Annotated in this window: 21 protein-coding genes; 12 read left to right on the forward strand and 9 right to left on the reverse strand. The window is 65.2% G+C overall.

The window, feature by feature from the left end; all coding sequences use genetic code 11:
* Window positions 1–45: 45 nt before the first annotated feature.
* The 4 genes from IB273_RS21120 to IB273_RS21135 form a co-directional block, all read right to left on the reverse strand.
* Window positions 46–312 carry a DUF2790 domain-containing protein gene (locus IB273_RS21120; RefSeq protein ID WP_081517936.1) on the reverse strand — a complete coding sequence of 89 codons (267 nt, stop codon included), beginning with the start codon at window positions 310–312 and terminating at the stop codon, window positions 46–48.
* A gap of 267 nt (window positions 313–579) precedes the next feature.
* Window positions 580–810: a cytochrome Cbb oxidase CcoQ gene (locus IB273_RS21125; protein WP_081517937.1), complete on the reverse strand. Its 231-nt coding sequence runs from the start codon at window positions 808–810 to the stop codon at window positions 580–582.
* 1 nt (window position 811) lies between these two features.
* A complete protein-coding gene (ccoN, locus tag IB273_RS21130; RefSeq protein ID WP_151186357.1) occupies window positions 812–2239 on the reverse strand; it encodes a cytochrome-c oxidase, cbb3-type subunit I in 1428 nt (475 codons plus the stop codon).
* Between the two features lie 151 nt (window positions 2240–2390).
* Window positions 2391–2825, reverse strand: coding sequence for an NUDIX hydrolase (locus IB273_RS21135; protein ID WP_192224943.1), 435 nt, complete (start codon window positions 2823–2825; stop codon window positions 2391–2393).
* A gap of 122 nt (window positions 2826–2947) precedes the next feature.
* Between IB273_RS21135 and rluB the strand changes: the two genes are divergently transcribed.
* Window positions 2948–4342 (forward strand): 23S rRNA pseudouridine(2605) synthase RluB, encoded by a 1395-nt coding sequence (gene rluB, locus IB273_RS21140; protein WP_081517939.1) that lies wholly within the window; start codon window positions 2948–2950, stop codon window positions 4340–4342.
* Between the two features lie 92 nt (window positions 4343–4434).
* Here rluB and IB273_RS21145 read toward each other — a convergent pair whose 3' ends face one another.
* The 5 genes from IB273_RS21145 to IB273_RS21165 form a co-directional block, all read right to left on the reverse strand.
* Entirely contained in the window at window positions 4435–5361 is a 927-nt protein-coding gene (locus IB273_RS21145) for a GGDEF domain-containing protein (RefSeq protein ID WP_192224944.1), read from the reverse strand.
* 267 nt (window positions 5362–5628) lie between these two features.
* The gene (locus IB273_RS21150) at window positions 5629–6372 is read right to left on the reverse strand and encodes a YciK family oxidoreductase (protein ID WP_138215154.1); all 744 of its coding nucleotides are present in this window, start codon (window positions 6370–6372) and stop codon (window positions 5629–5631) included.
* 58 nt (window positions 6373–6430) lie between these two features.
* Entirely contained in the window at window positions 6431–7108 is a 678-nt protein-coding gene (mupP, locus tag IB273_RS21155) for an N-acetylmuramic acid 6-phosphate phosphatase MupP (protein ID WP_192224945.1), read from the reverse strand.
* Entirely contained in the window at window positions 7105–7803 is a 699-nt protein-coding gene (ubiG, locus tag IB273_RS21160; protein WP_081517942.1) for a bifunctional 2-polyprenyl-6-hydroxyphenol methylase/3-demethylubiquinol 3-O-methyltransferase UbiG, read from the reverse strand. Before ubiG ends, mupP begins: the two co-directional genes overlap by 4 nt.
* A gap of 111 nt (window positions 7804–7914) precedes the next feature.
* Window positions 7915–9240 (reverse strand): TRZ/ATZ family hydrolase, encoded by a 1326-nt coding sequence (locus IB273_RS21165; protein ID WP_192224946.1) that lies wholly within the window; start codon window positions 9238–9240, stop codon window positions 7915–7917.
* Window positions 9241–9391: 151 nt separating this feature from the next.
* Here IB273_RS21165 and mtnA point away from each other — a divergent pair, with 151 nt between their 5' ends.
* The 11 genes from mtnA (at window position 9392) to rarD (ending at window position 24307) form a co-directional block, all read left to right on the forward strand.
* Complete coding sequence (gene mtnA, locus IB273_RS21170; RefSeq protein WP_081517944.1) at window positions 9392–10468, forward strand: S-methyl-5-thioribose-1-phosphate isomerase; 1077 nt, start codon at window positions 9392–9394, stop codon at window positions 10466–10468.
* 233 nt (window positions 10469–10701) lie between these two features.
* Complete coding sequence (gene gyrA, locus IB273_RS21175; protein ID WP_192224947.1) at window positions 10702–13482, forward strand: DNA gyrase subunit A; 2781 nt, start codon at window positions 10702–10704, stop codon at window positions 13480–13482.
* A gap of 14 nt (window positions 13483–13496) precedes the next feature.
* On the forward strand, window positions 13497–14582 hold the full coding sequence (gene serC / locus IB273_RS21180; protein ID WP_151186365.1) for a 3-phosphoserine/phosphohydroxythreonine transaminase: 1086 nt from the start codon (window positions 13497–13499) through the stop codon (window positions 14580–14582).
* Entirely contained in the window at window positions 14582–15679 is a 1098-nt protein-coding gene (gene pheA, locus IB273_RS21185; RefSeq protein ID WP_015478144.1) for a prephenate dehydratase, read from the forward strand. The genes serC and pheA overlap by 1 nt, the downstream gene beginning before the upstream one ends.
* Before the next feature lie 79 nt (window positions 15680–15758).
* Window positions 15759–16274: an adenylyl-sulfate kinase gene (cysC, locus tag IB273_RS21190; RefSeq protein WP_353620472.1), complete on the forward strand. Its 516-nt coding sequence runs from the start codon at window positions 15759–15761 to the stop codon at window positions 16272–16274.
* A 31-nt stretch (window positions 16275–16305) separates the two neighbouring features.
* Window positions 16306–17418 carry a histidinol-phosphate transaminase gene (gene hisC / locus IB273_RS21195; protein WP_081517948.1) on the forward strand — a complete coding sequence of 371 codons (1113 nt, stop codon included), beginning with the start codon at window positions 16306–16308 and terminating at the stop codon, window positions 17416–17418.
* Complete coding sequence (locus IB273_RS21200; RefSeq protein WP_192224948.1) at window positions 17411–19636, forward strand: bifunctional prephenate dehydrogenase/3-phosphoshikimate 1-carboxyvinyltransferase; 2226 nt, start codon at window positions 17411–17413, stop codon at window positions 19634–19636. The genes hisC and IB273_RS21200 overlap by 8 nt, the downstream gene beginning before the upstream one ends.
* The gene (gene cmk / locus IB273_RS21205) at window positions 19636–20325 is read left to right on the forward strand and encodes a (d)CMP kinase (protein WP_192224949.1); all 690 of its coding nucleotides are present in this window, start codon (window positions 19636–19638) and stop codon (window positions 20323–20325) included. The genes IB273_RS21200 and cmk overlap by 1 nt, the downstream gene beginning before the upstream one ends.
* A gap of 396 nt (window positions 20326–20721) precedes the next feature.
* Window positions 20722–22404 (forward strand): 30S ribosomal protein S1, encoded by a 1683-nt coding sequence (gene rpsA, locus IB273_RS21210; protein ID WP_017517968.1) that lies wholly within the window; start codon window positions 20722–20724, stop codon window positions 22402–22404.
* Between the two features lie 140 nt (window positions 22405–22544).
* Window positions 22545–23414 carry a carboxylate/amino acid/amine transporter gene (locus IB273_RS21215; RefSeq protein WP_192224950.1) on the forward strand — a complete coding sequence of 290 codons (870 nt, stop codon included), beginning with the start codon at window positions 22545–22547 and terminating at the stop codon, window positions 23412–23414.
* Complete coding sequence (rarD, locus tag IB273_RS21220) at window positions 23411–24307, forward strand: EamA family transporter RarD (RefSeq protein ID WP_192224951.1); 897 nt, start codon at window positions 23411–23413, stop codon at window positions 24305–24307. The genes IB273_RS21215 and rarD overlap by 4 nt, the downstream gene beginning before the upstream one ends.
* Window positions 24308–24318 lie beyond the last annotated feature (11 nt).

Raw genomic sequence — 24318 nt, forward strand, 5'->3', positions numbered from 1 at the left:
GCGGGGTTGGGCCAAGACGGCCGGAGGACGATGTTCGCGAAAGGCTCAGCCCTGGCTGGTGCTGCCGCCCCATTCGAGGAAGCGGACCTTGTGGGTCTCGCCGTTGTGATCCTGGTAGACCATGTAGGCGGGCACGATGCCGACCTTGCCGGAGTTGTCGGTGCGGTGCAGAACCTTGTCGACGTCCAGGGACATGCCGTAGTGGTATTCGGTAACCGGCAGCTCGGCGCCGGGGTTCTTGATTGCGTCCTGGGCAAAAGCCATCGGGGCGAGGCTGGAGATGACAGCCGACACGACAGAGGCAAGCTTCATTCTTTATTCCCTCGATAAAACGCTCGGTGAGGGCCCGCTGGGGCCCTGAATGGGTTTGAAAGCCCCACCGGGGAGCACTGGCATCGATGATGTCTGTCCTGGGGTCCAGACAGGACAGGGGACGATGCTTCAGGCGTCCATCAGGTGGCGGGGCACGGGAGTGATATTCCTCCTCGGGCTGCCCGCCGGGAAATTGATGTGCTTGCTAATGAAAATTGATGGAGGTGATGCGGCGCTCTGTCGCAGGTGCGCGCCCGAGGTGGCGCGCTAGGGCTGCCAGTCGCGCCAGTGCTCGCAGTCGCCCTGGCAGCGGCCGGGGCAGGCGCAGCCGGTGCGGCTGCGGCCCGTGGCTTTCTCCATGCGCTGGGCGGCTTCTTCGTCATCGGCGAAGGGCAGCATGCTGGCCTCCTCGATGCCCCGCTCGCGGTGCGCCCGCAGGCACCAGCCGACGCCGAAGTACAGCGCCAGCAGGCTGACCAGCCCCAGCCAGAGCGTCATCTCAGGCCATCCGCTCGGCGATGCGCAGGGCTTCCGGGCGCGCCTGGCGCACGGTCATCCAGGTGTTCCAGGCCATCAGCAGCATGCCGCCGAGGAACAGCATGCCGCCGCTCATGCGCACCACGAAGCCGGGGTGGCTGGCCTGCAGCGCTTCGACGAAGGAATAGGTGAGCGTGCCGTCGGCGTTCACCGCGCGCCACATCAGGCCCTGGGTGATGCCGTTGACCCACATCGAGGCGATGTAGAGGACCGTGCCGATGGTGGCCAGCCAGAAGTGTGCGTTGATCAGACCGATGCTGTGCATCTGTTCGCGACCGAAGACCTTGGGAATCAGGTGGTAGAGCGAGCCGATGGAAATCATCGCCACCCAGCCCAGTGCGCCGGCATGGACGTGGCCGATGGTCCAGTCAGTGTAGTGAGACAGGGCGTTGACGGTCTTGATCGCCATCATCGGACCTTCGAAGGTCGACATGCCGTAGAACGCCAGGGAAACCACGAGGAAGCGCAGGATCGGGTCGGTGCGCAACTTATGCCAGGCACCGGAGAGGGTCATCATGCCGTTGATCATGCCGCCCCAGCTGGGCGCCAGGAGGATCAGCGACATCACCATGCCCAGGCTCTGCGCCCAGTCGGGCAGCGCGGTGTAGTGCAGGTGGTGCGGGCCGGCCCAGATGTACAGGGTGATCAGCGCCCAGAAGTGCACGATGGACAGCCGGTAGGAGTACACCGGTCGTCCGGCCTGCTTGGGCACGAAGTAATACATCATCCCGAGGAAGCCGGTGGTGAGGAAGAAGCCTACTGCGTTGTGTCCGTACCACCACTGCACCATGGCATCGGTGGCGCCGGAGTACACCGGGTAGGACTTGAACCAGTCCACCGGAATGGCCAGGTGGTTGACGATGTGCAGCATTGCCGTAACGAGGATGAAGGCGGCGAAGAACCAGTTGCCCACATAGATGTGCGGAGTCTTGCGCTTCATCAGCGTGCCGAAGAACACCACGGCGTAGGCGACCCAGACGATGGCCATCCATACCGCGCCGGTGAACTCGATCTCGGCGTATTCCTTGGTGGTGGTGTAGCCCAGCGGCAGGGTGATCATCATGGTCACGATCAGGGCCTGCCAGCCCCAGAAGGTAAAGGCGGCGAGGCTGTCGGAGAACAGCCGCGTCTGGCAGGTGCGCTGCACCGTGTAGTAACTGGTGGCGAACAGTGCGCAACCGCCGAAGGCGAAGATCACCAGGCTGGTATGCAGCGGGCGCAGGCGCCCGAAACTGGTCCAGGGCAGGTCCAGGTTCAGTTGCGGCCAGACCAGCTGGGAGGCGATCAGAACCCCCATGGCCATGCCGATGACGCCCCAGACTACCGTCATGATGGCGAACTGGCGGACCACCTTGTAGTTGTACGCCTGCTCCGTGCTTCTCGTGTTCATGCTCGATTCCCGCTTGTGACAGAACGTCCGAGCGCGCCATGGACTGCGAGTCCGACACGCTTCGGTGAGCGGGCAATCTAGGAAAATGCGCGGGCAGGAAACAGATTCAGATAGGCCGCGCAAATACGGATCAGCGGCCTGCGCTGCGGAATCAGGCGATATCCAGCCGCCCTGCGAGGAAATGCCGCAGGCGTTCCTGCAGGTAATCCACCGCCTCGTCATGGGCGAGGTATTCGCTCACACGCATCAGGCGCCAGTACTGGCCTTCGTCGCCAAAGCGGATGGCCTCGAACTCGGCTTGCTCCAGGCGCGCCACCAGGAACCACGCCCAGGGCGCCGGGCCATGGGTGGCCGGGTAGCGGCGCTGCCATTCGATGCGCTGCTCGTCCAGGCGCAGGGCGAATTCTTCCTCCAGTTCGCGCAGCGCGCATTGCGCCGGCGTTTCGTCGCCTTCGCGGCCGCCGCCAGGGAAATCCCAGCAGCCGGGGTAGGGGATGCCGGGCTTCTCGTCGCGCTTGTAGACCACCAGCTGGCCGGCGTGGAACAGCGCGAGCTTGGCGCCGGTGAAGTCTTCTTCTGGCTGCATGGCTTTCTTCCCCCTGTAAGTCGACTAGTCTTTCCCGACTGCGGACGGTGCTTTGCTGCCCGCAAGCGCGTATGATGCGCGACCTTTTTTATTCGTTGCATGCCACACCGGGAGGTGCCCAGATGACCGACACGCACGAAAACCTTGAAGAACTTACCCCAGCCCCGGCCGGCGAGAAACTGCAGAAAGTCCTCGCCCGCATGGGCGTCGGCTCGCGCCGCGACGTCGAAGCCTGGATCGAAGAAGGCCGCGTCAAGGTCAATGGCGCCGTGGCCACCCTCGGCCAGCGCGTAGGCGACCGCGATGCCATCGCCGTCGATGACCGCCTGCTCAAGCGCGAGAAGATCGAAGAGCACGTCCGTCGCGTGCTGATCTACAACAAGCCCGAAGGCGAAGTCTGCACCCGCGACGATCCGGAAGGCCGCCCGACCGTATTCGACCGCCTGCCGCGCCTGCGCAGTGGTCGCTGGATCAACGTCGGTCGCCTGGACATCAACACCACCGGCCTGCTGATGTTCACCACCGACGGTGAGCTGGCCAACCGCCTGATGCACCCGTCCTACGAGATGGACCGCGAGTACGCCGTACGCGTGCGTGGCGAAGTCGACGAAGAGATGATCGAGCGCCTGAAAGCCGGCGTGATGCTCGAAGACGGCCCGGCCAAGTTCAGCGACATCCAGGAAGCGCCGGGTGGCGAAGGCTTCAACCACTGGTACCACGTGGTGGTGATGGAAGGCCGTAACCGCGAAGTCCGCCGCCTGTGGGAATCCCAGGGCGTGGTGGTCAGCCGCCTGAAGCGCGTGCGCTTCGGACCGGTCTTCCTGACCTCCGAGCTGACCATGGGCCGCTACCGCGAGATGGGCCAGCGCGAGCTGGACATCCTCAGCGAGGAAGTCGGCCTGACGCCGATCGCCCTGCCGGCGGTCTCGACCAAGACCAAGGAAAAGGTCGAGCGCCAGGAGCGCAAGCTCGGCAAGAAGCTGGCGCCCAGCGAGCGTCCGGGCCGTGGCTCGCGTACCCGCACCGAGCGCGCCGAAGGCGAGCGTCCGCAGCGTGCTCCGCGTCCGGCTGCTGGTGAGCGTCCGGCCCGTGCTCCGCGCGATTCCGACGAGCGTCCGGCTCGCGCTCCGCGTGATGCAGGCGACCGTCCGGCGCGCGCCCCGCGTGGTGATTCCGCCGACAGCCGCGCCCCGCGCAAGCCGCGTGACGCCGGTGGTGATCGTCCTGCTCGTGCTCCGCGCGATGCGGGTGATCGCCCGGCTCGTGGCCCGCGCAGCGATGCTGGTGAAGGCCGCGCTCCGCGCAAGCCGCGTGACGGCGCCGATCGTCCGGCCCGTGGTCCGCGCAGCGATGCCGGCGAAGGCCGCGCACCGCGCAAGGCGCCGAGCGACCGCCCGGCTCGCGAGAAAGGCGCCCCGCTGGCCGAGCGTCCCGGCAAGCCAGTCGCCCGCAAGCCGATCGCCAAGCGTCGTCCGCAAGCTGCCGGTGACGGCATGCGTCCGGGCTTCAAGCGCTAAGCGACAGCAGTAAATGAAGAAGGGCTCCTCGGAGCCCTTTTTTATTGCCTGCGAATTACCCGGATGGGCTCTTCGTAGGAGCGAGGCAGGCGTCAGCTGGCGCAGGCCAGCCGGTTGCGACCGTCGCGCTTGGCCTCGTAGAGGGCGTTGTCTGCCCGGCGCAGGAGATCGTCCACCGACTCGCCGCCATTGAGTGTCGCGCAGCCCAGGCTGATGGACAGCGGCAAGCGCTTGCCGTCGGCGGCCAGGTTCAGCTCCTCCACGGCAGCGCGAAGCCGTTCGCCCACCTGCACGGCGGAGACGCCGGGGGTGTTGGAGAGCAGCACGAGGAACTCCTCGCCGCCGAAGCGGAACACCATGTCGACGTTGCGCAGGCTGTTCTTCAGTGCAGTGGCCACGGCGCGCAAGGCGTCGTCGCCGACGCTGTGGCCGTGCTCGTCGTTGATCTGCTTGAAGTGGTCAAGGTCGAGCATGAGGATCGACAGCGGCAGCAGGTGCCGCCGCGCCACCTCGACCTCGCGGCCCAGAGTCTGGTCCATGGCGATGCGGTTGCCGGTGCCGGTCAGCGCGTCACGCAGTGCCGACTGCACGGCGGCGCGGTAGAGCAGGGCGTTGCGCAGCGGGTAGAGCAGGCAGGCCATCAGCGATTCCAGCTGCGACAGCTCGGCCTCGGAGAAGCGCCGGGTGCGGCGGAAGCTGATCTCGCCGAGGTATTCGCTACCGTGGGTCAGGCGGTAGTCGGCGCTGTGCCGGGCCGCCTCGCCGAACTCCAGGCGCAGGTCGGCGCCGGCGTGGTAGTAGGCCATGTATTCCACCGGCAGCATCTGCTGGATCTCGCGGAAGAACACCGCCAGGATGCGCTCGGCCTCCAGGCTCACCTGCAATTGCAGGTTCAACTGCTGGCGCAATTCCAGCAGGTCCAGCGGACGCCGCGAGAGAGGGCGGGGGTCCTGGCTGGCTGCGCGCTGGAGCTTGGCAGCATCGAAATCGATGGTGTTGGACTGCTTGGGAGGAACCATGGCGGTGACCATTTTTACGGCGTTTGCGAAGGACAGAGCGATTTCCGTGCCAGGGCGCGGAAAGGCCTGAAAAGACGCCGTATTGACCGACCGATGGCGGTCAGGGTTCCCGAGGGGCGGAAGGTTTCGCCAGAAGTCTGGCGAAATAGTGGCACTTTGCCGGAGGGCGGTCAGCGATGGAGCCGGAAAATTGGCGGAAAGCGGCGTGGTTGCTGGGCTGCAGGCCGACGCCGCTGGTACGTCCGTGCCGGATATTCGGGGGCGGAATCAGTCCTGGGCGTTGAAGGCCTGGCCGTTCACACCCTGGCTGTCCGGGCCCATGAGGTACAGGTAGACCGGCATGATCTCTTCCGGCGCCGGGTTGTTGTAGGCGTTCTCGCCCGGATAGGCGTGGGCGCGCATGGCGGTCCGGGTGGCGCCGGGGTTGACGCTGTTGGCGCGCACGCGGGTGATGTCCTCGCACTCGTCCGCCAGCACCTGCATCAGGCCCTCGGTGGCGAACTTCGATACCGCGTAGGCGCCCCAGTAGGCCCGACCCTTGCGGCCTACGCTGCTGGAGGTGAAGACCACCGAGGCGTCCTCGGAGAGCTTGAGCAGCGGCAACAGGGTGTGGGTGAGGCTGAACATGGCGTTGACGTTCACCTGCATGACGCGGGTGAAGTTGTCCGTGGATATCTGCTCGATGGGCGAGCGCAGGCCGAGGATCGAGGCGTTGTGCAGCAGGCCGTCGAGCTTGCCGAATTCTTTCTCGATCATCGCCGCCAGTTCGTCGTACTGGTGCGGCAGGGTGGTTTCCAGGTTCAGCGGAATCACTACCGGTTCCGGATGGCCCGCGGCGACGATCAGGTCGTAGACCTCGTTGAGGTAGTCCTCGGTCTTGCCCAGCAGCAGCACGGTGGCACCGTGGGCGGCGAAGGCGAGCGAGGCGGCCCGGCCGATACCGCGGCCGGCGCCGGTCACCAGGATCACGCGGCCCTTGAGCAGGTCGGGGCGGGCGGAATAGTCGAACATGGTTTCTCCTTGGCGGAGCCCGTCAGCGCGACGGACAACGGGCTCGCGGGGATGGGGCTCAGCAGGAGCAGAGAGCGCGGGCGAGGACGGCGAGCAGGTCGCGGGGTGCGTCGACGATGACGTCGGCGCCCCAGTGCGCGGGGTTGTCGTCCGGGTGGATATAGCCGTAGCGCACGGCCGCGGTCTTGGTCCCGGCGGCGCGGCCCGACTCGATATCGCGCAGGTCGTCACCGATGAACAGCACTTCGGACGGGTCGACCTTCAGCTGGCTGCAGGCCAGCAGGAGCATTTCCGGGTCCGGCTTGCTCCTGGTCACGTGGTCCGGGCAGACCAGGACGGCGGAGCGCTCGGCCAGGCCGAGCTGCTCCATGATCGGCGCGGCGAAACGCACCGGCTTGTTGGTCACCACACCCCAGATCAGGCGCGACTGCTCGATGCTCTCCAGCAGTTCGGCCATGCCGTCGTACGGGCGGGTGAAGACGGCGCAATGCTCCTGGTAGCGGTCGAGGAACTCCTGGCGCAGGGCCTCGAAGCCGGGGGCTTCCGGGTCCATGTCGAAGGTCGCGGCAACCATGGCGCGGGCGCCGCCGGAAACCACGTCTTGGATGCGCTGGTCATCGATTGGCGCACGGCCATGGGCGGCAAGCATCGCCTGGCACACGGCGATGAAGTCCGGCGCGGTGTCCAGCAGCGTGCCGTCCATGTCGAAGAGAACCGCTCTGAGCATGCGACTCACTCCTCGCGCAGGGTCTGGATCATGTAGTTGACGTCGACGTCGCCCGCCAGCTTGTAGTGCTTGGTCAGCGGGTTGTAGGTCAGGCCGATGATGTCCTTGACCGCCAGGCCCGCGTCACGCGACCAGGCGCCCAGCTCGGAGGGGCGGATGAACTTCTTGAAGTCGTGGGTGCCGCGCGGCAGCAGGCGCATCACGTACTCCGCACCGACGATGGCGAACAGGTAGGCCTTCGGGTTGCGGTTGATGGTGGAGAAGAACACCTGGCCGCCGGGCTTGACCATCCGGTAGCAGGCGCGGATGACCGAGGCCGGGTCCGGCACGTGCTCGAGCATCTCCAGGCAGGTCACCACGTCGAACTGCTCGGGCATCTCTTCGGCCAGGTCTTCGGCGGTGATGCGGCGGTATTCCACCGGCACGCCGGATTCCAGCTGGTGCAACTGGGCGACCGCCAGGGGCGCTTCGCCCATGTCGATGCCGGTGACGGTGGCGCCGCGCTGGGCCATGGCTTCGCTGAGGATGCCGCCGCCGCAGCCGACGTCGAGCACCTTCTTGCCGGCGAGGCTGACGCGCTCGTCGATCCAGTTGACCCGCAGCGGGTTGATGTCGTGCAGGGGCTTGAACTCGCTTTCGCGGTCCCACCAGCGGTGGGCGAGGGCCTCGAATTTGGCGATCTCGGCGTGGTCGACGTTGCTCATGGTGTCCCTATTGATCAAAAAGCTGGAAACGAAGGCTGACTATGATGCCAGCTTCGTTCACTGGATGGGGCGCGGCATGACAGATTGTCGCAGCGCCAGGGGCGTCGGGGCTCAGGCGCCGGCGATCCTGCGGCCCCACTCGCCGGCGACGGCGATCAGGCGTTCTTCGTCCAGGCGGGTGAGCTTGCCGTTGTCCAGCAGTTGCTTGCCGCCGACCCAGACATGCCGCACGCAGTCGCGGCCGCTGGCGTAGATGACCTGCGAGACCGGCTCGTACACCGGCTGCTGGGCCAGTCCCGAGAGGTCGAAGGCAGTGAGGTCGGCGGACTTGCCCAGCTCCAGACTGCCGGTTTCCTGTTCCATGCCCAGCGCGCGGGCGCCGTTCAGGGTGGCCATGCGCAGCGCACGGTGGGCGTCCAGCGCGGTGGCCTGGCCGGCCACGGCCTTGGCCAGCAGCGCGGCGGTGCGGGTTTCGCCGAGCAGGTCGAGGTCATTGTTGCTGGCGGCGCCGTCGGTGCCGATGGCGATGTTGACGCCGGCCTGCCACAACCGCTCCACCGGGCAGAAGCCGCTGGCCAGCTTGAGGTTGGATTCCGGGCAATGCACCACCGAGCTGTTGGTTTCCACCAGCATGACCAGGTCCTCGTCGTTCACCTGGGTCATGTGTACCGCCTGGAAGCGCGGGCCGAGCAGGCCGAGACGGTGCAGGCGGGCCAGCGGCCGTTCGCCGTGCTTCTCCACTGCCTGCTGGACCTCGAAGGCCGTCTCGTGGACGTGCATGTGGATGCCGGCGTCGAGCTCCTCGGCGAGCATCAGGATGTTTTCCAGCTTGTCGTCGCTGACCGTGTAGGGCGCGTGCGGGCCGAAGGCGACCTTGATGCGCGGGTGGTGCTTGAGGTCGTCGCGCAGCGCCAGGCCCTGGCGGATCGCCTCGTCGGCATCGCGGGCGCCGGGGATCGGGAAGTCCAGCACCGGCACGCTGATCTGCGCGCGCACGCCGGCCTTGTGCACCACCTCGCAGGCGACCTGCGGAAAGAAGTACATGTCCGAGAAGCAGGTGATGCCGCCCTTGAGCTGCTCGGCGATGGCCAGCTCGGTGCCGTCGCGGACGAAGTCCTCGCTGACCCACTTGGCTTCCGCCGGCCAGATGTGCTCCTGCAGCCAGGTCATCAGCGCCAGGTCGTCCGCCAGGCCGCGGAACAGGCTCATCGCCGCGTGGCCGTGGGCGTTGATCAGGCCGGGGGAGAGCAGCATGCCCGGCAGCTCGCGGGTTTCCGTGGCCGGATGGCGCAGCGCTTCGGTGCGCGGGGCGAGCAGGGCGATGCGGCCGTCGCGGATGCCCAGGCCGTGATCGCGCAGGACGACGCCAGCGGGCTCGACGGGGACGATCCAGGTGGGGAAGAGCAGCAGGTCGAGCGGGACTTTTTCGGTCGGCATGAAGCGCATCCTGGGCGCGTGGATAAAGGCGCCGAGTATAGCCGAGCACCAGGGCTTCAGGCTCGGTATACTCGGCCGTTTCCCGGTGTTTCCGGGTGATTCCCGTGGCGCCGGAGCGGCCCGCGATTCCATTGAAATGAAGAGGTGTTCCATGCGTGAGCGACTGTTGGCGGCCGAACGGGTCACGGCCATTGATTGGCGCAAGGGCACACTCCGTCTGCTGGACCAGCGCCTGCTGCCGCTGGAGGAAACCTGGCTGTCGTACGAGACCGCCGAAGGCGTAGCCGACGCCATTCGCCAGATGGTCGTGCGCGGCGCGCCGGCGATTGGCATCGCCGCTGCCTATGGCCTGGTGCTGGGCCTGCGTGCCCGTGTGGCCGCTGGTGGCGACTGGCGCGCGGCGCTGGAAGATGATTTCACGGTGCTGGCCGAGTCGCGTCCGACCGCGGTCAACCTGTTCTGGGCGCTGAACCGCATGCGCGACCGCCTGGAGCGCCTGAAGCCGGGCGAGGACCCGCTGCCGCTGCTGGAAGCCGAGGCCGTGGCGATCCACGAGAGCGACCGCGAGGCGAACCTGACCATGGCTCAACTGGGCGTGGACCTGATCCGCAAGCACCATGGCGGCCCGCAGAAGATCCTCACCCACTGCAACACCGGCGCCCTGGCCACCGGCGGCTTCGGCACCGCACTGGGCGTGCTGCGCGCGGCGCACCTGGAAGGGCTGATCGAGCGTGTCTACGCCGACGAGACCCGCCCCTGGCTGCAGGGCGCTCGCCTGACTGCCTGGGAACTGGCCAACGAAGGCGTGCCGGTCACCCTGAACGTGGACGCGGCCGCCGCGCACCTGATGAAGACCGAAAGCATCACCTGGGTCATCGTCGGCGCCGACCGCATCACCGCCAACGGCGACGTCGCCAACAAGATCGGCACCTATCAGCTGGCTGTCACCGCCATGCACCACGGCGTGCGTTTCATGGTGGTGGCGCCCAGTTCGACCATCGACATGGGCCTGGAAAGCGGCGAGGACATCCCTATCGAGGAGCGTGACGGTCGCGAACTCCTGGAAATCGGCGGCAAACGTGTCGCGGCTGACGTCGAAGCCTTCAATCCGGTGTTCGATGTGACCCCGGCCGACCTGATCGACGCCATTGTGACCGAGCGCGGCGTCGTCGAACGTCCGGACACCGAGCGGATGGCCCAGCTGATGAGCCGCAAGCGCCTGCACTGACGGGGCCTGCGGCAATTCATCGAGGGGCTTGGCCGAGGGTAGGGTTTGACCCTGGCTTGTGGTAAGCTCCGACGGTTCTTGATGGGGCATTTTTTCGGCCCCCACAGCATCGCGGATCAACGGCCAAGTCGTTGATTTGTAGAGAGTCGGTGGCGCTTTGATGGCGCACCGCGCTCCGCCGGGCTCAGGACGGGCTTGGCGGAGTCCCATTTGAAAAAGGAACCAGGCTTCTCATGGGCGAACTGGCCAAAGAAATCCTCCCGGTCAACATCGAAGACGAACTCCGACAGTCCTACCTCGATTACGCCATGAGCGTGATCGTCGGTCGTGCCCTGCCCGATGCGCGCGACGGCTTGAAGCCCGTGCATCGCCGCGTCCTGTACGCCATGAGCGAACTGGGCAACGACTGGAACAAGCCCTACAAGAAGTCCGCCCGTGTGGTCGGCGACGTGATCGGTAAGTACCACCCGCACGGCGACACCGCGGTGTACGACACCATCGTCCGCATGGCCCAGCCGTTCTCGCTGCGCTACATGCTGGTCGACGGCCAGGGCAACTTCGGTTCGGTGGACGGCGACAACGCCGCAGCCATGCGATACACCGAAGTGCGCATGTCCAAGCTCGCCCATGAGCTGCTGGCGGACCTGGACAAGGAAACCGTCGACTGGGTGCCCAACTACGACGGCACCGAGCAGATCCCGGCGGTCATGCCGACCAAGATCCCGAACCTGCTGGTCAACGGCTCCAGCGGTATCGCCGTGGGCATGGCGACCAACATTCCGCCGCACAACCTCACCGAGGTGATCGACGGCTGTCTGGCGCTGATGGACAACCCCGAGCTGTCCATCGATGACCTGATGCAGTACATCCCCGGCCCGGACTTCCCGACTGCGGGCATCATCAACGGCCGTGCGGGCATCATCGAGGCCTATCGCACCGGTCGTGGCCGCGTCTATATCCGTGCCCGCGCCACCATCGAGGACATGGAGAAGGGCGGCAACCGCCAGCAGATCATCATCACCGAGCTGCCCTACCAGCTGAACAAGGCCCGTCTGATCGAGAAGATCGCCGAGCTGGTGAAAGAGAAGAAGATCGAAGGCATCACCGAGCTGCGCGACGAGTCCGACAAGGACGGCATGCGCGTGGTCATCGAGCTGCGTCGCGGCGAAGTGGGCGAGGTCGTGCTGAACAACCTCTACGCCCAGACCCAGCTGCAGAGCGTCTTCGGTATCAACGTGGTGGCCCTGGTCGATGGCCAGCCGCGCACGATGAACCTCAAGGACATGCTCGAGGTGTTCATCCGTCACCGCCGTGAAGTGGTGACCCGCCGGACCGTCTACGAGCTGCGTAAGGCGCGCGAGCGTGGCCACATCCTCGAAGGTCAGGCCGTTGCCCTGTCGAACATCGACCCGGTGATCGAACTGATCAAGACCTCGCCGACCCCGGCCGAGGCCAAGGAGCGCCTGATCGCCACTGGCTGGGAATCCAGCGCCGTGGAAGCGATGGTCGAGCGCGCCGGCGCCGATGCCTGCCGTCCGGAAGACCTGGACCCGCAGTACGGCCTGCGTGACGGCAAGTACTTCCTGTCGCCGGAACAGGCCCAGGCCATCCTGGAATTGCGCCTGCACCGCCTGACCGGCCTGGAGCACGAGAAGCTCCTGTCCGAGTACCAGGAAATCCTCACCCTGATCGGCGAGCTGATCCGCATCCTGACCAGCCCCGAGCGCCTGATGGAAGTCATCCGCGAGGAACTGGAGAAGGTCAAGGCCGAGTTCGGCGACGCCCGTCGCACCGAGATCGTCGCCTCGCAGATGGACCTGACCATCGCCGACCTGATCACCGAAGAAGAGCGCGTGGTGACCATCTCCCACGGCGGCTACGCCAAGTCCCAGCCGCTGGCCGCCTACGAGGCCCAGCGTCGCGGTGGCAAGGGCAAGTCCGCCAGTGGCGTGAAGGACGAGGACTACATCGAGCACCTGCTGGTCGCCAACAGCCACGCCACCCTGCTGCTGTTCTCCAGCAAGGGCAAGGTCTACTGGCTGCGCACCTTCGAGATTCCGGAAGCCTCGCGTACCGCCCGTGGCCGTCCGCTGGTGAACCTGCTGCCGCTGGACGAAGGCGAGCGCATCACCGCGATGCTGCAGATCGACCTGGAAGCCGTGCGCGCCCAGTTCGCCGGCGACGACAACGATGACGACGACGTGGTTGCCGAGCAGGTCGCCGAAGTGGTGGAAGCCGAAGAGGCCGAAGAGGGCGACGACGCCGACTTCAGCCAGGACGAGCCGACTGGCGCGTACATCTTCATGGCCACCATGAAAGGCACCGTGAAGAAGACCCCGCTGATCCAGTTCACCAAGCCGCGCTCCAACGGCCTGATCGCCCTGAAGCTGGAAGAGGGTGACTCGCTGATCGCCGCCGCCATCACCGACGGCTCGAAGGACGTGATGATGTTCTCCGACGCCGGCAAGGTCATCCGCTTCAAGGAAAGCAAGGTGCGCATCATGGGCCGTAACGCCCGTGGCGTGCGCGGCATGCGCCTGGCCGAAGGCCAGCGCATCATCTCCATGCTGATCCCCGAGTGCCGCGAAGCGCAGATCCTCAGCGCCTCCGAGCGTGGCTACGGCAAGCGCACCCCGCTGGCCGACTACCCGCGTCGCGGTCGTGGTGGCCAGGGCGTGATCGCCATGGTGATCAACGAGCGTAACGGTAACCTGGTGGGCGCCGTACAGGTGCTGGACGGCGAGGAGATCATGCTGATTTCCGACCAGGGCACCCTGGTGCGTACCCGTGTTGACGAAGTCCGCGGCGCTGGCCGTAACACCCAGGGCGTGATCCTCATCAAGCTGGCCGCCGACGAGACCGTCGTGGGTCTGGAGCGGGTGCAGGAGCCGACGGTGGTGGAAGACGAAGACGACGTCATCGACGGCGAGATCGTCGAGGGCGAAGTGTCGGAAGAGAACCCAGAAGCAGGCGAAGCTGCGGCTGAAGAAGCCCCGCAGGCCAGCGAAGACTGATAGCGAGAGTGGATGTGAGCAAGCGAGCCTTTAACTTCTGCGCCGGTCCTGCGGCGCTTCCCACCGAGGTGCTGGAGCGCGCCCGCGCCGAACTGCTGGATTGGCAGGGCAAGGGCCTGTCGGTCATGGAGATGAGCCACCGTAGCGACGACTACGTGGCCATCGCCGAGAAGGCCGAACAGGACCTGCGCGACCTGATGGGCGTGCCGTCGAACTACAAGGTGCTGTTCCTGCAGGGCGGCGCCAGCCAGCAGTTCGCCGAGATCCCGCTGAACCTGCTGCCCGAAGACGGCGTGGCGGACTACGTGGAAACCGGCATCTGGTCGAAGAAGGCCATCGAAGAGGCTCGCCGCTACGGCAACGTCAACGTGGTTGCCAGTGCGTCCAAGTACGACTACTTCGCCATTCCCGGGCAGAACGAGTGGAACCTGTCCAAGGACGCCGCCTACCTGCACTACGCGTCCAACGAGACCATCGGCGGCCTGGAATTCGACTGGATTCCGGAAGTCGGTGACGTCCCGCTGGTGGTGGACATGTCCTCGGACATCCTCTCCCGTCCGACCGACGTGTCGAAGTTCGGCCTGATCTACGCCGGCGCGCAGAAGAACATCGGACCAAGCGGCCTGGTCGTCGTCATCGTTCGCGAAGACCTGCTGGGCCGCGCCCGCAGCATCTGCCCGACCATGCTCAACTACAAGGTTGCCGCCGATAACGGCTCCATGTACAACACCCCGGCTACCTACTCCTGGTACCTCTCCGGCCTGGTCTTCGAGTGGCTGAAGGAGCAGGGCGGCGTCGATGCCATGGAGCAGCGCAACCGCGCCAAGAAGGACATGCTGTACGGCTTCATCGACAACAGCGACTTCTACACCAACCCGATCCAGCCCAGCGCCCGCTCCTGGATGAACGTGCCATTCCGCCTGGCCGACGAGAAGCTCGACAAGGCCTTCCTCGAAGGCGCCGATGCGCGCGGCCTGCTCAACCTGAAGGGCCACCGTTCGGTGGGCGGCATGCGTGCCTCCATCTATAACGCCCTGGGCCTGGACGCCATCGAAGCCCTGGTTGGCTACATGGCCGAGTTCGAGAAGGAGCACGGCTGATGAGCGACGCTGACCAGCTCAAGGCTTTGCGCGTACGCATCGACAGCCTCGACGAGAAGATCCTCGAGCTGATCAGCGAACGCGCCCGCTGCGCCACCGATGTGGCGCGCGTGAAGATGGCCGCCCTGCCCGAAGGCGAGAAGCCGGTGTTCTACCGGCCCGAGCGCGAGGCGTGGGTGCTCAAGCACATCATGGAGCTGAACAAGGGCCCGCTGGACAACGAGGAAGTCGCTCGTCTGTTCCGCGAGATCATGTCCTCCTGCCTGGCCCTGGAACAGCCGCTGAAAGTGGCCTACCTCGGCCCGGAAGGCACCTTCACCCAGGCCGCGGCGCTCAAGCACTTCGGCCATGCGGTGATCAGCACGCCGATGGCGGCTATTGACGAAGTGTTCCGCGAAGTCGCCGCCGGTGCGGTGAACTTCGGCGTGGTGCCGGTGGAAAACTCCACCGAGGGTGCGGTCAACCACACCCTCGACAGCTTCCTCGAGCACGACATGGTGATCTGCGGCGAGGTGGAGCTGCGCATCCACCACCACCTGCTGGTGGGCGAGAACACCAAGACCAGCAACATCACCCGCATTTACTCCCACGCCCAGTCCCTGGCCCAGTGCCGCAAGTGGCTGGACGCGCACTACCCGAACGTCGAGCGCGTGGCGGTTTCCAGCAACGCCGACGCTGCCAAGCGGGTAAAGAGCGAGTGGAACAGCGCCGCGATTGCCGGCGACATGGCCGCCAGCCTGTATGGCCTGGACAAGCTGCACGAGAAGATCGAGGACCGCCCGGACAACTCCACGCGCTTCCTCATGATCGGCAACCAGGAAGTGCCGCCCACCGGCGACGACAAGACCTCCATCATCGTCTCCATGCGCAACAAGCCGGGCGCGCTGCACGAGCTGCTGGTGCCGTTCCACAACAACGGCATCGACCTGACCCGCATCGAGACCCGCCCGTCGCGCAGCGGCAAGTGGACCTACGTGTTCTTCATCGACTTCGTCGGCCACCACAAGGATCCGCTGATCAAGGATGTGCTGGAGAAGATTAACAGCGAAGCCGTTGCCCTGAAGGTGCTGGGCTCGTACCCCAAGGCCGTGCTTTGACATGGAGCGAAACGCCCGTCGGCGGTCGCCAATGGTCGACTGTACGGGGCGCGCAAGGCTGATGGCCCAGCGCCCTGGCATGGTATGGCTGACAGGGCTGAGCGGCTCCGGCAAGTCGACGCTGGCCGAAGCTCTCGAACAGCGACTGCACGCCGCCGGGCGGCATACCTACCTGCTGGATGGCGACATCCTCCGTCAGGGGCTGAATCGGGATCTGGGGTTCAGTGCCGAAGACCGCAGCGAAAATATTCGCCGGGTTGGCGAGGTGGGTGCGCTGATGGTGGATGCCGGGCTTATCACCATCGCTGCATTCATCTCACCGTTCCGTGCGGACCGTGATCGAGTCCGCCAGCTGTTGCCGGAGCGCTTTATCGAGGTTCATGTCTCCACGCCGCTGGAAGTGTGTGAGGAGCGGGATCCCAAAGGGCTCTACCGCAAGGCGCGAGCCGGTGAACTCAAGGGGTTCACCGGCATCGATGCTCCGTTTGAGGCGCCGCTGGCCGCCGAAGTGAGCATCGATACCTCCGTGCTGTCGGTAGAGGAATCTGTCCACCGTATCTGCGATTACATGGCTGCCGCCGGTTACATCGGGTAAATCTGCGCGGTCCCAGTCGAGAGAGATGTTCATGAGCTGTGATTTCCTTGCCCTGGCCCAACCGGGCGTGCAGAAGCTTTCCCCCTACGTCCCCGGCAAGCCGGTCGATGAACTGGCCCGCGAGCTGAAGCTCGACCCCGCCGGCATCGTCAAGCTGGCCAGCAACGAGAATCCGCTGGGCCCGAGCCCGAAGGTTCTCGAGGCCATCCGTGCCGAACTCGCCGAACTGACCCGCTATCCCGACGGTAACGGCTTCGAGCTGAAGTCCCGCCTCGCCGCTCGCTGCGGCGTAGAGACTGCGCAGGTCACCCTGGGCAACGGCTCCAACGACATCCTCGACCTGGTGGCCCGCGCTTACCTCGCGCCCGGCCTGAACGCCGTGTTCAGCCAGTACGCCTTCGCCGTCTACCCGATCTCCACCCAGGCCGTCGGTGCCCAGGGCAAGGTCGTGCCGGCGAAAGATTGGGGCCATGACCTGGAAGCCATGCTGGCGGCCATCGACGCCAACACCCGCGTGGTCTTCATCGCCAACCCGAACAACCCCACCGGTACCTGGTTCGGCCCGGACGCGCTGGAGCGCTTCCTGTCGCAGGTTCCGGAAAGCGTCCTGGTGGTGCTCGACGAGGCCTACATCGAATATGCCGAAGGCGAAGAGCTGCCGGACGGCCTGAAGTACCTGGCCCGCTACCCGAACCTGCTGGTCTCGCGCACCTTCTCCAAGGCCTACGGCCTGGCGTCGTTGCGCGTCGGCTACGCGATCTCCTCGGCGCAGGTCGCCGACGTGCTCAACCGCGTGCGCCAGCCGTTCAACGTCAACAGCCTGGCCCTGGCCGCCGCCTGCGCCGCGCTGGATGATGCGCAGTACCTGGCCGAAGGCAAGCGCATCAACGACGAAGGCATGGCTCAGCTGGAAAGCGGCCTGCGCGCGCTGGACCTGCAATGGATCCCCTCCAAGGGCAACTTCATCGCCGTGGACCTCAAGCGCGATGCGGGCCCGGTCTACCAGGCCCTGCTCGCCGAGGGCGTGATCGTCCGTCCGGTGGGCGGCTACGGCATGCCGCAGCACCTGCGCATCTCCATCGGCCTGCCGACCGAGAACGCCCGCTTCCTTGACGCGCTGGCCAAGGTGCTCGCCCGTGCCTGATGTCCAGTCGCACAAGCTGCGCCGCCTGGTGGTGGTGGGGCTCGGCCTGATCGGTGGCTCCTTCGCCAAGGGTATCCGCGAGAAAGGCCTGTTCGAGGAAGTGGTCGGTGTCGACCGTGACCCGCAGACCCGTCGCCTGGCGGTGGAGCTGGGCGTGGTTGATCGCTGCGAGGAAAGCCTTGCCGTCGGTTGCCGCGACGCCGACGTGATCCAGCTCGCCGTGCCGATCCTGGCCATGGAGAAGGTCCTCGGCGAACTCGCGGGCCTCGACATCGGCAACGCGATTCTTACCGACGTCGGCAGCGCCAAGGGCAACGTGGTGCGCGCCGCGAAAGCAGTGTTCGGTGGCATGCCGGCGCGCTTCGTCCCTGGCCATCCCATCGCCGGTTCCGAGCAGAGCGGGGTGGAGGCGGCCAACGCGAAACTGTTCCGCCGTCATAAAGTCATCCTCACTCCACTGGATAATGCCGACGCGGACGCGATCCAGTGCGTCGAGAGCCTCTGGCGCGAGCTGGGTGCGGATGTCGAGCAGATGGCCGTCGAGCACCACGACGAAGTCCTCGCTGCCACCAGCCACCTGCCGCACCTGCTGGCTTTCACGCTGGTCGACTCGCTGGCCAAACGCAGCGAGAATCTGGAAATCTTCCGCTACGCCGCTGGCGGCTTCCGCGACTTCACGCGGATTGCCGGCAGCGACCCGGTGATGTGGCACGACATCTTCCTCGCCAACCGCGAGGCGGTGCTGCGCATCCTCGACGTATTCCGTGACGACCTCGATGATCTGTGCGAGGCCGTCGACAAAGGGGACGGGCAACAACTGATGGGCGTCTTTACCCGCGCCCGCGTTGCCCGCGAGCATTTCAGCAAAATCCTGGCCCGTCGGGCCTATGTGGACGCCATGCACAACAATGACCTGATTTTCCTGGCCCAGCCGGGTGGCCGCCTTTCCGGACGTGTTCGCGTACCGGGCGACAAGTCCATTTCCCACCGCTCGATCATGCTCGGCTCCCTCGCCGAAGGCACGACCGAGGTGCAAGGCTTCCTCGAGGGTGAAGATGCCCTCGCCACCATCCAGGCGTTCCGCGACATGGGCGTGGTCATCGAAGGCCCGCACCACGGCCGCGTGACCGTTCACGGCGTTGGCCTGCACGGCCTGAAGACTCCGCCTGGCCCGATCTACCTGGGCAACTCCGGCACCTCGATGCGTCTGCTCAGTGGCCTGCTCGCCGCCCAGCCGTTCGACACCACCCTGACCGGTGATGCCTCGCTGTCCAAGCGCCCGATGAACCGCGTCGCCAAACCGCTGCGTGAAATGGGGGCGGTGATCGAGACCGGCCCCGAAGGCCGTCCGCCGCTGACCATCCGTGGCGGCCAGAAACTCACCGGCATGCACTACGACATGCCGATGGCCAGCGCCCAGGTGAAGTCCTGCCTGCTGCTCGCCGGCCTCTATGCCGCTGGCGAAACCTCCACCACCGAGCCGGCCCCGACCCGCGACCATACCGAGCGCATGCTGCGCGGCTTCGGCTACCCGGTCGACGTCGAAGGCGCCACCGCCCGCGTCGAGTCCGGCCACAAGCTCAGCGCCACCTCCATCGAAGTGCCGGCCGATATTTCCTCGGCGGCCTTCTTCCTGGTCGCCGCGAGCATCGCCGAAGGTTCCGACCTGACCCTGGAGCACGTCGGCATCAACCCGACCCGCACCGGCGTCATCGACATCCTCAAGCTCATGGGCGCCGACATCACCCTGGAAAACCAGCGTGAAGTGGGCGGCGAGCCGGTTGCCGACATCCGCGTGCGTTCGGCGCAGCTTAAAGGCATCGATATCCCCGAAGACCTGGTGCCGCTGGCTATCGACGAATTCCCGGTACTCTTCGTTGCCGCCGCCAACGCGGAAGGCCGAACCGTGCTGCGCGGCGCGGAAGAGCTGCGGGTGAAGGAGTCCGACCGCATCCAGGTCATGGCCGACGGCCTGCTGGCCCTGGGCGTGAAGTGCGAGCCGACCCCGGACGGCATCATCATCGACGGCGGCAGCTACGGCGGCGGCGAAGTCTGGAGCCACGGCGACCATCGCATCGCCATGTCCTTCAGCGTGGCCTCCCTGCGCGCCGGCGCGCCGATCCGCATCCACGACTGTGCCAACGTCGCGACCTCCTTCCCGAACTTCCTCGGGCTGGCGTCCGGTGCAGGCATCCGTGTCGCCGAGGAGAAGAACTGATGAACGGCGAATGGCCGGTCCTCGCCATCGACGGCCCCAGCGGCTCGGGCAAGGGCACCGTCGCTGGTCTGCTGGCCAAGCGTCTGGGCTGGAACCTGCTGGACTCCGGTGCACTGTATCGCCTGCTGGCGTTCGCCGCCGGTAACCACGGCATCGACCTGACCAATGAGGAAGCCCTCAAGGTCCTCGCCGCGCACCTGGACGTGCAGTTCACCCACGCCAAGGGCGGGCAGGGCCAGCACATCATCCTCGAAGGCGAAGACGTCACCGACGTGATCCGTACCGAGCAGGTCGGCGCCGGCGCCTCGCAGGTTGCCGCGCTGCCGGCGGTCCGCGATGCGCTGCTGCAACGCCAGCGTGCTTTCCTCGAAGCGCCAGGGCTGGTGGCCGATGGTCGCGACATGGGCACCGTGGTCTTCCCCAACGCTCCGCTGAAGATTTTCCTCACCGCTTCCGCCGAGGAACGCGCCCGTCGCCGCTACCTGCAACTCAAGGGCAAGGGCATCGACAGCGACCAGGCGCAACTGGCCGAGGAAATCAGCGCCCGTGACGAGCGCGACAGCCAGCGTGCCGTCGCCCCGCTCAAGCCTGCCGAAGGCGCCATCCTGGTGGACTCCACCTCGATGAGTATCGACGAGGTGGTGGAGAGCATCCTCGCCGAGGTATCGCGGCTGGGTCTGGCCGACTAGTCGATCGGGAAACGAAAATCCCCGGCCATGCCGGGGATTTTTCTTTTCGGGTAAGGACGTCCGCAGGAGGGATCTGACGGGCGGTTCTCCCAATTCCCGAGGCTGGGCGAAAATGAAGAGGTGAGGCTGGAGCCGCGAAGAGCGTTGGAAACCGGGAGCGCCGATTGACGCAATCGGGATCCGTTGCTACCATTCCAGACCTTATATCGGGAGGGTTTCGCCCATATCGAGCGAAACGTTCCCTTAAAATCTGAATGTGGAGCATCCGTTTCGGCGGGTGCAACAGGGGGCCGGCGGGATACCAGTCTTGATCCCGCTGGCTTCTTTTTCATCACTTGACCGTGTCTGCTGGTGGCGCGGAATCGGGCTTACAAGCCTTTGACTACAGGTATAGACATGAGCGAAAGCTTCGCAGAACTCTTTGAAGAAAGTCTGAAATCCCTCGACATGCAGCCGGGTGCAATCATCACCGGCATCGTGGTCGACATCGATGGTGACTGGGTCACCGTCCATGCCGGTCTGAAATCCGAGGGCGTCATCCCGGTCGAGCAGTTCTACAACGAACAGGGCGAGCTGACCATCAATGTGGGTGACGAAGTCCACGTTGCGCTGGACGCGGTAGAAGATGGCTTTGGTGAAACCAAGCTGTCCCGCGAAAAAGCCAAGCGTGCCGAGAGCTGGATCGTTCTGGAAGCTGCTTTCTCTGCCGACGAAGTGGTCAAAGGCGTCATCAACGGCAAGGTCAAGGGTGGCTTCACCGTCGACGTCAACGGCATCCGTGCGTTCCTGCCGGGTTCGCTGGTCGACGTGCGTCCGGTGCGTGACACCACTCACCTGGAAGGCAAAGAGCTCGAGTTCAAGGTCATCAAGCTGGACCAGAAGCGCAACAACGTTGTCGTTTCCCGTCGCAGCGTCCTGGAAGCCGAAAACAGCGCCGAGCGCGAAGCTCTGCTGGAATCGCTGCAGGAAGGCCAGCAGGTCAAAGGTATCGTCAAGAACCTCACCGACTACGGTGCGTTCGTTGACCTGGGCGGCGTCGATGGTCTGCTGCACATCACCGACATGGCCTGGAAGCGTATCAAGCATCCGTCGGAAATCGTCAACGTTGGCGACGAGATCGATGTCAAGGTTCTGAAGTTCGACCGCGAGCGCAACCGCGTATCCCTGGGCCTGAAGCAACTGGGCGAAGACCCATGGGTTGCCATCAAAGCCCGTTACCCGGAAGGCACCCGCGTTACCGCGCGCGTCACCAACCTCACCGACTACGGCTGCTTCGCCGAGCTGGAAGAGGGCGTGGAAGGCCTGGTACACGTCTCCGAAATGGACTGGACCAACAAGAACATCCACCCGTCGAAAGTCGTTCAGGTTGGCGACGAAGTGGAAGTTCAGGTTCTGGACATCGACGAAGAGCGTCGTCGTATCTCCCTGGGCATCAAGCAGTGCAAGTCCAACCCGTGGGAAGACTTCTCTGGCCGCTTCAACAAGGGCGACAAGATCTCCGGCACCATCAAGTCGATCACCGATTTCGGTATCTTCATCGGCCTGGAAGGCGGCATCGACGGTCTGGTTCACCTGTCCGATATCTCCTGGAACGAAGTTGGCGAAGAAGCCGTTCGCCGCTTCAAGAAGGGCGACGAGCTGGAAACCGTCATCCTCTCCGTTGATCCGGAGCGTGAGCGCATCTCCCTGGGCATCAAGCAGCTGGAAGACGATCCGTTCTCCAACTACGCCTCGCTCAACGAGAAAGGCACCATCGTTCGCGGCACCGTGAAAGAAGTCGATGCCAAAGGCGCTGTCATCAGCCTGGGCGGCGAAATCGAAGGCGTTCTGAAAGCCTCCGAAATCAGCCGTGACCGCGTTGAAGACGCTCGCAACGTTCTGAAAGAAGGCGAAGAAGTCGAAGCCAAGATCATCAGCATCGACCGTAAGAGCCGCGTCATCTCCCTCTCCATCAAGTCGAAAGACGTTGATGACGAGAAGGATGCGATGAAAGAACTGCGCACCAAGCAAGACGTAGAAAACACTGGTCCGACCACCATCGGTGATCTGATCCGTGCTCAGATGGAGAACCAGGGCTAATCCCTGATTCACCATCCAAGGAAAAGGGCGACTTCGGTCGCCCTTTTTCGTTTCTGCCTTTCCTTGGGCGCGGGCGCGCAGTGCTTTCTCTACGTTGAGACTGGCGCTATGTTGCCTGCCCCGTTCCGGTCGCCTTTTCCATGCCTTACCTGCTATTTGTCACCGTCCTCTGGGCGTTCTCCTTCAGCCTGATCGGCGAGTACCTTGCCGGGCAGGTCGACAGCTATTTTGCCGTGCTGACCCGCGTGGTGCTGGCCGGCCTGGTGTTCCTGCCGCTGACCCGCTGGCGCGGCGTCGAACCGCGCTTCATCGCCGGGGTGATGCTGGTGGGCGCGCTGCAGTTCGGCATTACCTACGTCTGCCTGTACCAGAGCTTCCGCGTGCTGACGGTGCCGGAAGTATTGCTGTTCACTGTGCTGACCCCGCTGCACGTGGCGCTGATCGATGACACACTGAACCGCCGCTTCAACGCCTGGGCGCTGCTGGCAGCCGCCGTGGCGGTGTTCGGTGCCGGGATCATTCGCTACGACGGCGTCAGCGGCGACTACATCCAGGGCTTCCTGCTGCTGCAACTGGCCAACGCGACTTTTGCCGCGGGGCAGGTGTTCTACAAGCACCTGGTGCAGCGCTATCCCTCGGATATCCCGCAATACCGCCGCTTCGGTTACTTCTTCGTTGGCGCGCTGCTGATTGCGCTGCCGGGCTGGCTGCTCTTCGGCAACCCACAGAAGTTGCCAACCACCGACCTGCAATGGGGCGTGCTGGTGTGGATGGGCCTGCTGGCCACCGCGCTGGGGCAGTTCTGGTGGAACAAGGGCGGCACGCTGGTGGATGCCGGTACGCTCGCGGTGATGAACAACCTGCACGTACCGGTGGGGCTGCTGATCAACCTGCTGATCTGGAACGAAGCCGCCGACCTGCCGCGCCTGGCGCTGGGTGGTGTGGTGATCGTCGCGTCGCTGGGCGTCAACCGTTTCGGTCTGCGTCGTCAGAAGGAGCGCTTCGCATGAACATATCCGGACGTGGCGTAGCGCTGTCCCTGGCGTCTTCCGTGCTGTTCGTGACCCTGCCGGGTTACATCCACTCGCTGGAGCCGCTGACCAGCATCCAGGTGATTGCGCACCGGGTCGTCTGGTCGATTCCCATGGTCCTGCTGCTGGTGCTGTTCACCCGCCAGGGTGGCGTGCTGCGCGACTCAGGCCGGCGCCTGCTGCGTGAACCGTGGCTGCTGGCGTGCTTCCCGCTGACGGCGGCGATGATGCTGATCCAGTGGGGTGTGTTCATCTGGGCGCCCATGGTCGGGCGTACGCTGGAGCTGTCGCTGGGCTATTTCCTGCTGCCGCTGACCATGGTGCTGTGCGGTCGGGTGTTCTACGGCGAACGCCTGACCACGCTGCAGGCCATCGCCGTTGCCTTCGCGCTGGCGGGCGTGCTGCACGAACTCTGGCTGACCCGCGCATTCTCCTGGTTCACCCTGATCACTGCGCTGGGCTATCCGCCGTACTTCATGCTGCGCCGCAAGATGGCGGTGGATTCGCTGTCGGGCTTCGTCTTCGAGATGATCGTGCTGCTGCCGTTCGCCCTGGCGGCCCTGTGGATAACCGATAGCGGCAAGGTGCTGGAGGAGGTGCCGCGCCTGTGGGCGCTGCTGCCGCTGCTGGGACTGATCAGCGCGCTGGCGTTCGGCGCGATGATGGCCGCCAGCCGGCTGCTGCCCATGGGGCTGTTCGGGATTCTGAGCTACGTCGAGCCGGTGCTGCTGTTTGCCATTGCCGTGCTGTTCCTGGGCGAGGCGTTCAACCCGGCGCAGATCTGGACCTACGGGCCGATCTGGATCGCCGTGCTGCTGACCGGTTGGGATAGCGCGCGACTGCTGCGCCGACAGGCGCGTCGCGGCCTGTAAGCGCAGGGAGA

The organism is Pseudomonas sp. PDM19, assembly GCF_014852215.1.
Taxonomy (GTDB): Bacteria; Pseudomonadota; Gammaproteobacteria; order Pseudomonadales; family Pseudomonadaceae; genus Pseudomonas.